This window comes from Occultella aeris, assembly GCF_902703175.1.
In the GTDB taxonomy this organism is placed as follows: domain Bacteria; phylum Actinomycetota; class Actinomycetes; order Actinomycetales; family Beutenbergiaceae; genus Occultella; species Occultella aeris.
In genome coordinates, this window is record NZ_CACRYJ010000004.1 from 107,212 (window position 1) to 121,292 (window position 14,081).

At 71.1% G+C, this 14,081-nt stretch carries 18 protein-coding genes; 1 reads left to right on the plus strand and 17 read right to left on the minus strand.

The genetic code is table 11. The features are described 5' to 3' along the window. Positions 1-58: 58 nt before the first annotated feature. The gene (locus HALOF300_RS00685) at positions 59-940 is read right to left on the minus strand and encodes a LysR family transcriptional regulator ArgP (protein ID WP_156738726.1); all 882 of its coding nucleotides are present in this window, start codon (positions 938-940) and stop codon (positions 59-61) included. A 69-nt stretch (positions 941-1,009) separates the two neighbouring features. Here HALOF300_RS00685 and HALOF300_RS00690 point away from each other — a divergent pair, with 69 nt between their 5' ends. Next, positions 1,010-1,609, plus strand: a complete 600-nt coding sequence (locus tag HALOF300_RS00690) for a LysE/ArgO family amino acid transporter (protein WP_156738727.1) — start codon at positions 1,010-1,012, stop codon at positions 1,607-1,609. A 128-nt stretch (positions 1,610-1,737) separates the two neighbouring features. Here HALOF300_RS00690 and HALOF300_RS00695 read toward each other — a convergent pair whose 3' ends face one another. The 16 genes from HALOF300_RS00695 to HALOF300_RS00770 form a co-directional block, all read right to left on the minus strand. Next, complete coding sequence (locus HALOF300_RS00695; RefSeq protein WP_156738728.1) at positions 1,738-2,022, minus strand: hypothetical protein; 285 nt, start codon at positions 2,020-2,022, stop codon at positions 1,738-1,740. Between the two features lie 15 nt (positions 2,023-2,037). Further along, entirely contained in the window at positions 2,038-2,304 is a 267-nt protein-coding gene (gene csrA / locus HALOF300_RS00700; RefSeq protein WP_156738729.1) for a carbon storage regulator CsrA, read from the minus strand. Positions 2,305-2,313: 9 nt separating this feature from the next. Then, positions 2,314-3,228 (minus strand): hypothetical protein, encoded by a 915-nt coding sequence (locus HALOF300_RS00705; RefSeq protein ID WP_156738730.1) that lies wholly within the window; start codon positions 3,226-3,228, stop codon positions 2,314-2,316. Continuing rightward, a complete protein-coding gene (locus HALOF300_RS00710; protein ID WP_156738731.1) occupies positions 3,197-5,251 on the minus strand; it encodes a flagellar biosynthesis protein FlhA in 2,055 nt (684 codons plus the stop codon). The genes HALOF300_RS00705 and HALOF300_RS00710 overlap by 32 nt, the downstream gene beginning before the upstream one ends. Before the next feature lie 9 nt (positions 5,252-5,260). Next, complete coding sequence (locus tag HALOF300_RS00715) at positions 5,261-6,457, minus strand: EscU/YscU/HrcU family type III secretion system export apparatus switch protein (RefSeq protein WP_156738732.1); 1,197 nt, start codon at positions 6,455-6,457, stop codon at positions 5,261-5,263. Between the two features lies 1 nt (position 6,458). Next, a complete protein-coding gene (locus HALOF300_RS00720; RefSeq protein WP_156738733.1) occupies positions 6,459-7,217 on the minus strand; it encodes a flagellar biosynthetic protein FliR in 759 nt (252 codons plus the stop codon). A gap of 1 nt (position 7,218) precedes the next feature. Continuing rightward, positions 7,219-7,494, minus strand: coding sequence for a flagellar biosynthesis protein FliQ (fliQ, locus tag HALOF300_RS00725; RefSeq protein WP_156738734.1), 276 nt, complete (start codon positions 7,492-7,494; stop codon positions 7,219-7,221). 1 nt (position 7,495) lies between these two features. Further along, positions 7,496-8,347 (minus strand): flagellar type III secretion system pore protein FliP, encoded by an 852-nt coding sequence (gene fliP, locus HALOF300_RS00730; RefSeq protein WP_156738848.1) that lies wholly within the window; start codon positions 8,345-8,347, stop codon positions 7,496-7,498. A 17-nt stretch (positions 8,348-8,364) separates the two neighbouring features. Next, positions 8,365-8,787, minus strand: a complete 423-nt coding sequence (locus HALOF300_RS00735) for a FliO/MopB family protein (protein WP_156738735.1) — start codon at positions 8,785-8,787, stop codon at positions 8,365-8,367. Beyond that, positions 8,787-9,479: a flagellar motor switch protein FliN gene (gene fliN, locus HALOF300_RS00740; RefSeq protein ID WP_156738736.1), complete on the minus strand. Its 693-nt coding sequence runs from the start codon at positions 9,477-9,479 to the stop codon at positions 8,787-8,789. Before fliN ends, HALOF300_RS00735 begins: the two co-directional genes overlap by 1 nt. Beyond that, positions 9,476-10,324: a flagellar motor switch protein FliM gene (locus HALOF300_RS00745; protein WP_231954937.1), complete on the minus strand. Its 849-nt coding sequence runs from the start codon at positions 10,322-10,324 to the stop codon at positions 9,476-9,478. Before HALOF300_RS00745 ends, fliN begins: the two co-directional genes overlap by 4 nt. Positions 10,325-10,445: 121 nt before the next feature. Further along, positions 10,446-11,261, minus strand: a complete 816-nt coding sequence (locus tag HALOF300_RS00750; protein WP_231954938.1) for a flagellar motor protein MotB — start codon at positions 11,259-11,261, stop codon at positions 10,446-10,448. After that, positions 11,258-12,031 (minus strand): motility protein A, encoded by a 774-nt coding sequence (locus HALOF300_RS00755; protein WP_156738738.1) that lies wholly within the window; start codon positions 12,029-12,031, stop codon positions 11,258-11,260. The genes HALOF300_RS00750 and HALOF300_RS00755 overlap by 4 nt, the downstream gene beginning before the upstream one ends. Next, a complete protein-coding gene (locus HALOF300_RS00760; RefSeq protein ID WP_156738739.1) occupies positions 12,013-12,330 on the minus strand; it encodes a flagellar FlbD family protein in 318 nt (105 codons plus the stop codon). Before HALOF300_RS00760 ends, HALOF300_RS00755 begins: the two co-directional genes overlap by 19 nt. Before the next feature lie 105 nt (positions 12,331-12,435). Continuing rightward, the gene (locus HALOF300_RS00765) at positions 12,436-13,611 is read right to left on the minus strand and encodes a flagellar hook protein FlgE (protein WP_156738740.1); all 1,176 of its coding nucleotides are present in this window, start codon (positions 13,609-13,611) and stop codon (positions 12,436-12,438) included. A gap of 34 nt (positions 13,612-13,645) precedes the next feature. After that, positions 13,646-14,065 (minus strand): flagellar hook assembly protein FlgD, encoded by a 420-nt coding sequence (locus HALOF300_RS00770; protein ID WP_156738741.1) that lies wholly within the window; start codon positions 14,063-14,065, stop codon positions 13,646-13,648. Between the last annotated feature and the right edge of the window lie 16 nt (positions 14,066-14,081).

A 14,081-nucleotide genomic window follows, 5' to 3' on the forward strand; every position in this document is an offset into this window, starting at 1 on the left:
GTCGTGCGCGAGAACGAGCGGTCGTGTCTTACTCGGGTACCGCCGGAGTTTCGCCGAACTACCGCAGCAGCGCCTGCGCCGCCTCGCGGAGCGTGTCGCCGACCTCGCGGAGCACGGCAGAGGATCGGCGCCATTGCTGCCAATACAGTGGGACGTCGGCGACGGCACGCTCGCCCAGGTGGATCAGGTCACCGACGCGTACCTCCTCACGGCACTCGATCTCGGGCACCATGCCCCACCCCATGCCGAGCCGGATGGCATCAGCGAACTCGGCCGACGCGGGAACGTAGTGGGTCGGCGGTTCGACCTGCGCCCGGGTGAGGCGCCGCAGGCATCGTCGCTGCAGATTGTCCTTGCGGTCGTAGCTCACGCTCGGGGCGGCAGCGAGCGATGTGGCGTCGATCCCGCCGCTGAACCACCGCTCGGCGTACGCGGGCGCGCACACCGCGAGATAGCGCATCACTCCGAGCTGCTCGGCTGAGCAACCGGGGACCGGGTCGGACTCGGCTGTCACCGCACCGGACGCAGCACCTTCGCGCAGCAGCGCCAGCGAGTGCTCCTCGTCCTCGCGCAGGATCTCGAGGTACACGCGGTCGACCAGCCCGGCCAGCGGCGGCAGCGCCCAGGTGTGCAGCGAGTCGGAGTTGACCACGATCGTGAGAGGTTCCGGCCCGGTCGTCTCCGGAGACAGTTCGGCCCGTAGGTCGACGGTCAGCTGCTCGAGCTGCCGCGCGAATCGCAGCACCGCGAGACCGGCGTCGGTCAGCTCGATCGGTCGGGTGCGGTGCAGCACGGGCCGCCCCAGCTCGGCCTCGAGAGCGCGGACCCGTTGGCTGACGGCTGATGGCGTCACGTGCAGCGCCCTGGCAGCGCCTTCGAGCGTGCCCGCCTCGGCGATCGCGACGATCGTTCGGGCCGCTTCGGCGGCCAAGGCTGTCATGAAGCACATCTTATGTACCAGAAGGAACCTGAGGTGTCCTTCTGAACGACGCGGGCTTACGGTGCTCGCGTGCTACCTCTGCTGTCCGGCCTCGCTGCCGGTCTCTCCCTCATCATCGCGATCGGTGCTCAGAACGCCTTCGTGCTCCGACAGGGTCTGGCGCGCCGCCACGTCCCTCTGGTGATCGCGGTGTGCGCTGCCTCCGATGCCGTGCTGATCGCGGCCGGGGTGGCCGGTCTCGGTGCCCTCGTGACCCGCGCGCCGGTGGCGCTGGAGATCGTCCGTTGGGGTGGCGCGGCGTTCCTCATCGGGTACGGCATCCGAGCGGCGCTGCGCGCGTGGCGGGGCGAGTCGATGCGGGAACCGGGGGAGGGCAGCGCCCCAGGTTGGGCCGGAGTGCTGGCTACCGCACTTGCGCTCACCTGGCTCAATCCGCACGTCTACCTCGACACAGTGGTGCTGCTCGGCTCGATGTCCGCCGCGCACGGTGACGACCGCTGGTGGTTCGCGCTCGGCGCGATGACCGGATCCGTACTGTGGTTCACCGCGCTCGGTCTCGGCGCGCGGCTGCTCGTCCCGGCGTTCCGACGGCGGAGCTCATGGCGCGTTCTCGACGCCGTGATCGCGCTCATCATGTTCGCACTGGCAGCGCAACTCCTGCTTCGCTGACGAACCGGATGTCGGCAACTGGACGCCCGATGTGTCAGGTCGTCTCGCCCGCCGGCGTCGTCAACCCTCGGTCGGGGCTGCGTGGTCGGCTGGTCGGACCACCACGCTCGGTCGCTCGGGTGGTCGGCTCAGCCCACCCGCGTGGTCGCCTGCGTCGGCGGCAGCACCGACTCGCGCCACCATCGCCATTCCGGCTCGTAGGCCAGGGGGTGTCCGGGTTCGATGCCGTCGGCGCGATCGGCAGCCCGGTGCTCCGCATCCACGATGTCCGCCAGGAGTTCCTTCTGCGCCAGCGTCAGGCCCTGGACGCCATAGGGGTCCAGCCCGACCGCCATCGCGGCGATGAGTGCCTGGAGCGCGCTGCGCTGGGTCCGGTCCGCACGGGACCCGGCCTGCGGTGCGAGGTGTGCCATTTCCACCCTGTTCGTCTAGACGTCGTCTGAAGCTTCTGTGCTGCCTGCCGCACCCGCGGGTGCGAGCAGGGCGCGGATCCGGTCCTCGTCTGCCGCGGAGGCGTGCGCCGCGGAGACGTTGGCGGCTGAGACCGCCTCAAGTACTTCTGCACGGTGGACCGTCACGGACCGCGGCGCATCGATTCCGATCCGGACGTCGCCGCCGCGCACCTCGATGAGCGTGATCGTGATGTCGTTGCCGATGACGATCTGCTCGCCGGCCTTCCGTGTGAGTACAAGCACGTGGTCACCCTACTCCAATGTATAGACACTGGCGAGCCCGGACGGAGATTCGGCCAACGCGCTGCCGTCCACCCAGCCGATCGGCACCTCAAGGTGCGTGACCGTCTCCGGGGTGGCAGTGGCGCCCGCCCCCTCCACGGCGACGGCGTCGATCACCATGGCAGCGCGGACGTCCCTCACATACCGCGCTGTGTCCTCCGTCTTGCGGCCGGCGTCGACCACGAGCCACACCTGATCGGCGGCGAGCGCGCGAACCGTCGCGGCCTGGGCCTCCGGTTCGGTGCCGTGACGTCCCAGGCCGATCGCGATCACGGCTGCATGGCCGTCCTCGACCCCCGCGGCGCGCGCCCGGGTCGCGCGGTTGCGGGCCTCCAGCGGCGGGATCGGCTCCCGATCGAAGCTTCCCGAGCGCAGCAGACCGGAGGTCTCGAGCCCGAGCGCGCCGAGCATGGTGGCGCCGACCTCGAGCGCCGCTCGCTCGGGCCCGACGACCAGCACGAGGTCCCCGGGTCCTCTCAGCAGCCGCGGAGCCGCCGGTGGGCCGAGTGTGCTGAGCGAGCCGAGCCTGTCCGGTGGGCCGACCGGGTCGAGCGGGCCGGCCTCGTCTTCGGCCTCCTGCGTGAGGGCGTCGAGGAGATCCGCGAACCGCCGCGACTCGGTCGATACCGGCGCCCCTCGCATCGACTCCTCCTCGGCCTCGGCCGAGGCGAGCAACGCAGCCAGGCCACCGGCCTGCGGACCGGACCGGACGCCGTCGGGCAGTTCAAGGACCAGCTCGAAGTGCTGCCGGGCGAGGAAGCCCGCGATGCCGCCCACCCGTACCCGTTCCGCGGACACGATCCGGGCGCGCGGGAACTGACGCCGGGCCTGCGCCCGCAGGTCCTCGAGGCTCTCACCCTCCAGCCGTAAGCGTCGCTGCACCACGCACCACCCCCACCGTCTCGATCGCCACGGACGCCGACGTCACCTCGCCGTAGGACAGGACCGCCGCCTTCGGGGTCCGGGCCGCGACCAGCCGGCGTACGGCCGGTCGCAACTGGGGCGCACACACGAGCACGGCCTCGGTCCCGGTTGCCTCCAGGGCCGCCATCTCCGTGCCGATGGAGGTGAGCGCGGCGTCGATCTGGACGGGGTCGAGCAGGATCTGGCTGCCGTCCTCACCAGGGCGCAGGCCCTCCAGCATGGCCTGTTCGAGGCTCGGGTCGATGGTGACGACCCGGAGGAGGCCGCCATCGGTGTGCCGGGCCACCAGTGCGGGGGCGACGGCGGCGCGCGCCGCCTCGACCAGCTGCTCCGGATCCGTGCTCGCCCTGGCGCGCAGCGTCAGCGCTTCGAGGATCCGGGTGAGGTCGTTGATCGGCGCCTGCTCGACGAGTAGCCCCTGCAGGACCTGCTGCACCTGCGCCAGGGACAGCACCCCCGGCACGAGCTCGTCGACGGCGGACGGGCTGACCGTGCGGACGGACTCGACCAGGACCCGGACGTCCTCCCGGGTGAGCAGCCGGTCGGCGTGGGCCGTGACGAGCGCGGACAGGTGGGTCACCAGCACCGAGACCCGGTCGATGACGGTGGCCCCGGCCAGCTCGGCCGCGTGCTGCAGCTCGACGGGGATCCACTTGCCGGCGAGTCCGAACACCGGCTCGACGATCGGGGTACCCGGCAGGGATCCGAGGTCCTCCCCGAGGGCGAGCACCTTCCCGGCCGGTGCGTGCCCGCGGCCGACCTCGACCCCGGCGATGCGAACCACATAGGTGGCGGCCGGGAGCTCGAGGCTGTCCCGGGTGCGGACCGGGGGGATCACGACGCCGAGCTCCATCGCGATCTTGCGGCGAAGCGCACGGACCCGACCGAGCAGGTCGTCGGCGCTGCCCGAGACGAGGTCCACCAGGTCGGGGGCCAGCATGATCTCGAGGGCGTGCACCCGCATCGCGTCGATCAGGTCCTCGGTCTCGTCCCGGGGCGCACCCTGCGTCACGGCCTCGGCTCGCGCGGACTCGCGTGTGGCCGCGTCCTCACGTGCCTTGATCCGCTGCGCGGTGAGCAGGAGTACGCCGCCGATCAGGACGAACGGGAGCTTCGGCATGCCCGGGATGATCGCCAGCGCGATGGCGGCGCCACCGGCGATCATCAGAGCCGAGCGCGACTGCGTGAGCTGGGCACCGGCGGCGGTGCCCATGTCCGTATCCGCGGTCGATCGGGTCACGATGAGGCCGGTCGCGACCGCCATCAGCAGGGCCGGGATCTGGGAGACCAGGCCGTCGCCGATGGTGAGCAGCGAGTAGGTCTGGAGGGCGTCCGCCGCGGACATGCCGCGCTGCAGCATGCCCATCGCGAAACCACCGATGAGGTTGATGAAGATGATGATGATGCCGGCGATCGCGTCGCCCTTGACGAACTTCGACCCGCCGTCCATTGCCCCGTAGAAGTCGGCCTCCGCGGCCACCTCGCTGCGCCGGGCGCGCGCCTGTTCGTCCGTGATCAGCCCGGCGTTCAGGTCAGCGTCGATCGCCATCTGCTTGCCGGGCATCGCATCGAGGGTGAACCGGGCGCCGACCTCGGCGACCCGTTCGGCGCCCTTGGTGATCACCACGAACTGGATGACGACGAGGATGCAGAAGATGACCGCGCCGATGATCATCGAGCCGCCTACCACGATGTGGCCGAACGTCTCGATGATGGCGCCCGCGTAGCCGTCCCGCAGGACCAGCCGGGTGGACGCGACGTTCAGGCCCAACCGGAGCAGGGTCGCCACGAGCAGCAGGGACGGGAACACGGAGAAGTCCAGGGGCTTCGTCGCGTACATCGCGATGAGCAGGATCACCAGGGCACCGATGATGTTCACCACGAACAGCACGTCCAGCAGGGCAGCGGGCACCGGGACGACGAGCAGGAGCACGATCGCCACGACGAAGATCGGGACGACCAGGCGGGCGTAGTTACGGTTCATCGCGGTCTCCTAGACGGGTAGTGACTGGGTGCGGGCGGCCGGGCTGCGGGTCGGCAGGGCGGTTCGGGTGGTTCGGCCCGGCGGTGCGGGCGCCGGTGGCCGGGTGGGCGCCGCGGACCGCGCCACCGGAACCGTGTGGACGGCTCCGGGCGGCGCCGAACCGCGCCGCTTCAGGGCCATCACGAACGCGAGGATCGCGGCCACGGAGTCGTACAGCTCGACCGGGATCTCCTCACCGAGGCGGCACGCGGCGTGCAGCGCCCGGGCGAGCGGGACGTCCGCGACCAGAGGGACGCCGTCGGCCGCGGCCCGCTCCCGGATCCGGGCGGCGACGTGACCCGATCCCTTGGCCACGACCCGCGGCGCCGAGCGGCCGGGCTCGTAGCGCAGCGCGACGGCGACGTGGGTGGGGTTCACGAGCACCACGTCGGCGTCGGCGATCGCGGCGATCATCCGGTTCCGCGACGTGGCAAGCTGCCGGGACCGGATCGCGCCCTTGATCAGCGGATCGCCGTCGCTCTGCTTGTTCTCGTCCTTGACCTCGCGCTTGGTCATCCGGGTCTTCTTCCGGTTGCGCCGGATGATGATGAAGACGTCGAGCGCGGCCAGCACCAGCCCGGCGGCCACCGCCGCGCGCAGCAGCGAGGTGACCCCGCTGCCGGCCGCGCTCAGCAGGGCGGACAGGGACAGCCCACCGGAGGACAGCAGTACCGGCATCAGGGACTGCACCGCGCCGACCAGGACCACGGCGACGACCGCCGTCTTCAACGCGGCCTTCACACCGTTCCACAAGGCCTGCGGTCCGAACGTGCGCTTGAGGCCGGCGACCGGGTCGAGGTTCTGCGCCGAGACCTTGAACTTCTTCCGGTGGATGCCGCCCTGCCCGACGGCGCCCGCCACCGCCGCGATGATGGTCGCCGCGAGCACGGGGACGAGGGTGGGCAGCACCGTGCCCAGTCCCTCGCCGAGCGCCGCGACGGCGACGGCGGGATCGGGCGAGGCGATGATGCGCTCGACGGCGCCCATCTGGTCCCGGGCGGCCGCCGCGCCCAGGGTGAGCGTCCAGGGCAGGACGAGGGCGCCGGCGCCGATGCCCAGCCACGCGGACAGGTCCTGGGACTTGGCGAGGGAGCCGTCGCCGCGGACCTCCTTCATCCGCTTGTCGGTGGCCTTCTCGGATCGTTCCTGCCCACCGGTCTCGGCCATCTCAGCCCACCCCGACGAGCAGGTCGGTGACCTGGTCCGTCAATGACGCAACGATCCGGGGCAGGGCCAGGAACGCCGTCGCGGCCAGGGAGACGGTGAGCAGGATCTTGACCGGGAAGCCGAGCGCGAAGGCGTTCAGGGCGGGCGCGACCCGCGTGAGCAGGCCGAGCCCGGCATCGGCGAGGAAGAGGACCACGATCATCGGGCCGGCGATCTGCAGGGCCGCGACGAACATCTGGGTCACCGCGGTGGTCAGCGCGGCGGCCGGGTCGGCGGCCGGCCAGGCCTCGCCGAGCGGCAGCGCGGTGAACGTGCGGACCAGACCGGCCAGGATCAGCTGGTAACCGTCCGAGGCGAAGAGCAGCACGATCGCGGCGAACTGGTAGAGGCGTGCGAACGGCGCAGCCGAGACCTGCAGTCCCGGGTCGAACGCCTGCGCCATCTGGAACCCGCCGAACAGGTCGATCAGTCCGCCGGCCGACTGCACCGCGGCGAACACCACCGCCACGAGCGTGCCCAGACCGGCCCCGATGAACAGCTGTGAAACCAGGCTGAGCAGGAACGCCGGCAGGTCACCGGGGACGTAGCCGGCCGTGACCACCGGGGACACCGCCAGGGCGAGCCCGACGGCGAGCATCGCCCTGATCCGGGCCGGCACCCCCCGGTGCGCGAACGGTGGGGCGATGAACAGGAACGCGGTCACCCGCACCGCCGCGAGCAGCACGGCCTCCAACCAGCCCTGATCCAGGTCGAACCCCACGTCAGCCCCCGCCCAGGAGCCCGGGGATCGAGTCGAAGAGGCCCGTGGTGAAGGTGGTCAGCTCGGCGATCATCCAGTGCCCGCAGACCAGGAGGGCGACCGCCACCGCGGCGGCCTTGGGCACGAACGAGAGAGTGATCTCCTGGATCTGCGTCATCGACTGCAGCAGGGAGATCCCGAACCCGACCACCAGGGCGGTGATGAGGATCGGGAGGCAGAGCTTCGCGGCGAGGATGAGCGCGTCCACCGCGATGTCCAGGACGGCCGAGGTGTCCACGTCAGGTCACCTGGTAGGAGGACACCAGGGCCGTGATGATCAGGCCCCAGCCGTCCACGAGGATGAAGAGCAGAAGCTTGAACGGCAGCGAGATCATGACCGGCGGCAGCATCATCATGCCCATGCTCATCAGGGCCGCCGACGTGACCAGGTCGATGATCAGGAACGGCACGAAGATGACGAACGCGATGATGAACGCGGCCCGCAGCTCCGAGATCATGAAGGCTGGCACGAGCGTGGTGAGCGGCACCATCGCGGTGGTCTCCGGGTTCTCGGCACCGGCGGCCCGGGTCATCAGCGCGAGGTCCTCCTCGCGGGTGTGGGCGAGCATGAACTCGCGCAGCGGGCCCGAACCGACGTCGAAGGCGTCGCTGACCAGGATGTCCCCGGCGAGGTAGGGCTGCAGCGCGACGTCGTTGATCTCGCTCAGCACCGGAGCCATGATGAACAGGGACAGGAACAGGGCCAACCCGGCCAGCACCTGGTTCGGCGGCACCGTGGTCAGCCCGAGCGCGTTCCGGGTCATCGCCAGCACCACGAAGATCTTCGTGAACGACGTCATCATGAGCAGCAGCGACGGCGCGACGGCCAGCACCGTGACCGCGAGCAGCGTGACGATCGCGCCGTTCGGTGCGTCGTTCGGGCCGTTGATGGACACCGAGACGCCGCCCGCGGGATCGCTCGTGTCGTCGGGACCGCTCGGCCCGGCGGGCGCGGTGGGCGCGGTCGGATCCGGGGGTTGGGCGGTGTCGGCGTGCGCGGTGCCGCCGAACAGGACCGACACCAACACGGTCAAGGTGACGGCGGCGAGCAGGATCAGGACGAGCCGACGCACCCGTGCGGCGCCGCTCATGGCGTCGGCGGCGGTGTTCACGCGGCCCGATTCCTACCGGTGACCGCCGCGGCGGCCGCCTTCCAGGTGCCGGCGTCCAGCAGGGAGCCCGCGGCCCAGCCCTTCGCCGGCTCGAGGGCGTTCACCGGCAGCAGGGTGGGCTCGTCCGCGGCGTCGTCCGCGGCGCGGGCCAGGGACGCCTCGAACACCGGCTGCGCGGGTGCGTCGGTTGTGTGCAGGACGCTGACCTGGTGTTCGGTGACGCCGAGCAGGAATCGGCTGCCGGCGGTCTCCAACAGGACCACCTGGGCCTTGCCGCCGAGGTTCTGGCGAGCCACGACCTGCAACTCGCCGTGGCGCCGGGTCCGGGCCCGGCCGAGTCGGCGCTGGGCGAACCACATCAGACCCAGCACGCAGGCGAGGGAGAGCGCCACCCGCAGGGCGAGCAGGAGGGAGTCCATCAGTGCGCCTCGGTCGCGTCCAGGATCTGGGTGACGCGGATCGCGTAGTCCTGGTCGACCACGACGACCTCGCCGTGCGCGATCAGCCGGCCGTTCAGGAGCAGATCGGCCGGCGCACCGGCGGACCGGTCGAGCTCGATGACACCGCCGGGCTCCAGGTCCAGCACGTCCCGCACGCTCATTCGGGTGCGGCCGATCTCCACGGTGAGGGTCATCTCCACGTCGTTGATCCGGCCGATACGCCCCGGGCGCGAGTTCGCCGCGTCGACGGTGCCCGGGCGGGCGGGCTGGCGGGCGTTCGGGCGGAGCCGGATCGCGAACCAGCCGAGCGTGCGCCCGTCCGGGGCGTTCAGGTCGTACACCACGACGTCCGGGGCGGCGAGCAGGTCGGCGGCGTCGCCCTCGGTGACGTCGGAGAGGATCCCGGCACCGAGGGTGGCGGTCGCGGCTTCGAGCGCTGGGCGCAGCACGTCCGCGCCAGAGACCACGCCGTCCGTGGGTAGCTCGTCGGTGAGGACGAGTGCCACATCGGCGGAGGTGGCACCAACGAACGAGGCCAGGTACGCGGTGGCGGCGCCGTCTGCGGCAAGGTCGTCGGGCCGGATCTCGACTCCGGACACGGGCATCGGCAGTAGCGCGGTCAGGGCCGCGGCGGCGTCGAGGGTTGCGGTGGGTGCGGTGGTGGTGCTCATCGGTTGGACTCCTCGGTGGTGACGATGACGCAGGCCAACCTGGAACCGGTCGACCCGACGGCGGCGGTGGCGAGCACCCGATCGTCGACGGCCACGTCCAGGGGACGCGTTCGTGGGTGGGGGACGGGGATCAGGTCACCGACGGCGAGGTCCAGGATCTGCGCCGGCCGCACCGGCACGGGTGCGAGCCGGACGGACACCTCCAGGGGCACCAGCTCCAGCGCTCCGGCGATCGGGTTGCCGGAGTGCTCCCCGACGCTGGGGACGGACCCGCCGAGCTGGGGCAGCAGGGCCGCGGCGGGCAGCGCCAGCGTGGCCGGGCAGCTGCGGTCACCGAACGTGACCGTGAAAGCCGCCACGACCATCGGTTCGTTCGGCCCGGCGGCCTGGGCGAACTGGGCGTTGAAGCGGAGCGAGCGCACCACCGGGGCGACGGTGAGCAGGTCGCCGAGCGAGTACCGCAGATCCTCGACGGCGTCACTCATCAGCCGGCGTACCAGGTTCTGTTCCAGCGCGGTCAGTTCCCGGTCGGCGTCGGGGGCCTGCTCCGCGGTGGCGCCGAGCATGTGCCCGATCCAGGTGAGCGCCGCACCGGCCGGGAACTGGACCACCGCGCGCGGCGCCTCCCCGGGCAGCTCCAGGAGCACCATCGTGGTCAACGTGGGCACGCCGGCGGTGTAGTCGTCGTAGGTCTGCAGGCGGACCTGGTCGAGCGCCACGCGGGACCGTACCCGGACTTTCGCGGTGAGTTGCGTCCCCCACTGCCGGGCGAACGTCTCGAACGCGAGCTCCAGGGTCCGCGACTGTTCCCTGGCCAGCGCCGTCGGTCGTCGGAAGTCATACACCACGGGCTCCTGTGGTGTGGAGGATGGGGCGCCTGAGCGCGTGTCTACCGCCGTCACAAGGCTGACTGTCGTCGGCGAAGGTGCCGATGTAAGCGATTCGTGTATAGACGTTGGTGGATGTTCAGGATTCCTGTGAGAGTAGTTCCGGCAGCAACTGGCGCACGGACTCCGGTGCGTCCGAGAGCACCACGATGTCGACCCGGCGGTTCATCGCCAGGGCGTCGGGGTCGGTGCCGGCTGCCAGGGGACGGGAGTCGCCGAACCCGACCGCCGCTATCCGCTCCGGGCCGATGCCGCCGGTGGCGATCAGGTGCCGGACCACCTGGGTGGCGCGGCCGGAGGAGAGTTCCCAGTTCGTCGGGAACGGGTAGGTACCGGTGCGGTGGTCGGCGTGCCCCTCAACGGAGACGTCGTACCCGGAGGCCACCACGGCGGGGGTGATCGCGTCCAGGACCTGTTCGGCCCGGTCGGTCAGATCGGCCCGGTTGGGCTCGAAGAACATCTCGGAGGTGACCAGACCGATCGTCAAGCCCCGCTGGTCAAGGGTGAGGCGGGCCGCGCCGGCGAGCCCGTTGGCCGCGAGCGCCGCCTCGACCTCGTCCCGGAGCTGCTCCAGGGAGGCGAGTTCCAGCGCGGCCCGCTCGGCGTCCGTCTCCGGCTGCGGTGTGGGCCCCACCTCGGGCATCTGTTCGGGGGGGACCACCACGCCCTCGGTGACGTCGAGCCGGCCGAGGTCGGTCTGACCGAAGCCGGAGGAGAGCGCGTTGCGCAGCTCGTCGTACTTGCCCTGGTCGACGCTCGAGATCGCGAACATCACGATGAACAGCGCCATCAGGACGGTGATCATGTCCGAGTAGGAGACCAGCCAGCGTTCGTCGCCGCCCTCCTCGCCGTGGGCGGCGTGGCCCCGCCGGGAGCGGCTGCGGGCTCGGCTCACGCCGCCTTCTCCTTCTCCTGCGGGAGGTCGTCCGGGACGAGCGCACGGAGCCGCTCGTCCAGGGCGCGGGTCTGCAGCCCACCCTGCACGGCGAGCGCACCCTCGATGACGAGCGTCATCCGGTCGCACTCGAGATCGGACAGGCGCTTGAGCCGGTTCGAGATCGGCAGCCAGAGGAAGTTCGCGGTCATCACGCCCCAGAGCGTCGCCACGAACGCCGCCGCGATCGACGGGCCGAGGGTGGCCGGCTCGGACAGGTACTCGAGCACGTGCACCAGCGAGACGACCGTCCCGACGATTCCGATGGTGGGGGCGTAGCCACCCATGTCGGAGTAGAACTTGGCGACCTGCCGGTCCCGACCGGACTTGGTGTCGAGCTTGTCCTCGAGGAGCTGGCGCAGCTCCTCGGAGTCCATGCCGTCCACGATCGCCTGGAACGCCTCCCGAAGGAACGGGTCGTCGACCTCCTCGAGCATGCTCTCCATGGAGAGCAGCCCGTCGTTGCGGGCCTTCTCGGACAGTTCCACCAGCGTGCTGATCGTCCGGGTCGGCGGCACCGGCTTGCCTCGGAACGCCTTGCCCGCACCCTTCAGGGCGCGGCCGGCGTCGGCAAGTGTGCCCCCGGCGATCGCCACACAGATGGTGGCACCCACCACGAGCAGGATCGGCGCCGGCAGCAGTAACGACGTGAGGCTCGCACCCTCCAGCGTGACCATGCCCACCAGGGCACCGAACGCGAGGAGGATTCCGATCAGCGTTGCGGGGTCCACGTCGGATCCTCCTTCTGACGGGGTCGCAGAGGCACGGGCGCCGACGGGCCCGTGGCCACGGCGGGCGGCACCAGACCGAACTGCGTCCGGTCGGTGGTGATGGGCAGGTCCCGCGCCCGGGAGACGACGGCGGCCCGGAAGTCGATGATCCGGTCCAGGACCACGTCGAGCGCCTCGGCAACCACGTGCTTGGAACCGTCCACGAGGATGAGCGTGGTGTCCGGGGTGGCGTGCATGCGTTCGACCAGGTCCGGGTTGATCGCGAAGGCGGTGCCGTTCAGGCGCGTGAGGATGATCATGGGAGGCTCGTTCTAGGGTGCGGGCAGGGCCCGATCGGGCCTCGTTGGTCACTGTCGGCCGGTGGGCGGGCCGGGTAAGGGCGGGCCCGCCCCCGACCGGTCGGATCAGCGCTTGAGGTTGACGAGTTCCTCGAGGACCTGGTCGGAGGTGGTGATGATCCGCGAGTTCGCCTGGAAGCCACGTTGGGCCACGATCAGGTTCGTGAACTCCTGGGACAGGTCCACGTTCGACATCTCCACGGCACCGCCGATGAGCTGGCCGAGGCCGTTCGACGCCGCGGTCCCGACCTCCGCGGCCCCGGAGTTGGCGGACGCCCGGTAGAGCGAGCCGCCGGCCTTCTCCAGGCCGGCCGGGTTCGTGAAGCCGGCCAGGGCGATGCGGCCGATGGCCTCCTTCACCCCGTTCGAGAACGACCCGATCAGGGTGCCGTCGGGGGACAGCGTGAACGACTCGAGCTCGCCCACGCCACGGCCGTCGACGTCGGTCACCTCGACCGAGCTGAGGTCGGCGTAGCCGGTCACGCCGGCGAGGTCCACGCTCACGCCGCCGACGGTGAGGGCGCCGCCGCCGGTGAGCCGGCCGTCGGTGAACGTGAGTGCCTGTGCGGGCGCGGTTGCGGCGCCGTCCGACCCGGCCACGGTCCAGCCCCCGGCGGTGGAGAACTCGAACGTCAGGGACAGCCGACGGGTGCCGCCGAGCGCGTCGTGGACCTCGACGTCCCGAACCAGCTGGGTCCCGTCCTCGGCATCGGCCGGGAGGTTGCCGCCGACGGTCGCCGTGGTGGTGGCCTCCGCCGACGCGAGGGCACCGACCGGGAGGGTGATGTCGGTGAGCGGACCGGTCGGGTTGACCTGGCCGTTCACGGCGGCCCAGCCACGCACGAACGAACCGTCCGTCGTGACCAGCCGGCCCGCGCCGTCGAAGTCGAAGGCGCCGGCGCGGGTGTACAGGGTCTCGTTGCCCTTGCGGACCACGAAGAACCCGTCGCCGGCGATCATCATGTCGGAGGCCCGCCCGGTCGACTGCGCCGCACCCTGGGTGAAGGTGGTGGAGATCCCGGCGACCTGGACGCCGAGGCCGATCTGGGCCGGGTTCGTGCCGCCCGCCCCGGCCTGCGGGCCGGCGGAGTTCTGCACCATCTGGGACAGCGTGTCCTGGAACCGGATCGTGCCCGCCTTGAAGCCTGTGGTGTTCACATTCGCGATGTTGTTGCCGGTGACGTCCAGCATCTGCTGGTGGGCGCGCAGCCCGGTGATACCGGAGGTGAGTGAGCGCAGCATGGGTCTGCCTTTCGGTTGTCGAAGAGGGGGTGGGTCAGGAGTCGGTCGTCGCGGTGACGCCGCTGACGGCGTCGAGGGTCACGTGTTCGGTGCCGACGGTCACCGTCGGTACCTGGTCGGCGTAGGAGACGGCGCTCGCGATACCGGTGTGGGCCGCGCCGTCCGCGTCGAGGTAGCTGACCTCGCGGCCGAGGAGATCGGCGGCGGCGGAACGCATCTGCAAGGAGAAGGACTCCTCGGTCAGGCGCGCCAGCGACGTGAGCTGCTCCATGCTGGCCAGCTGCGTGGTCTGGGCGATCATCTGAGTGGTGTCCATCGGTGAGGACGGGTCCTGGTTGCGCAGCTGGGTGACCAGAAGCTCGAGGAACACCTCGGAGTCGAGGGTCTGCTTCGGTGCGGCCGGGGTGACCGGCTCCTGCGCGGCGGCGGCGGCACCGATCGGTGGGATGGGCATGGGGTCTCCTTGGAGT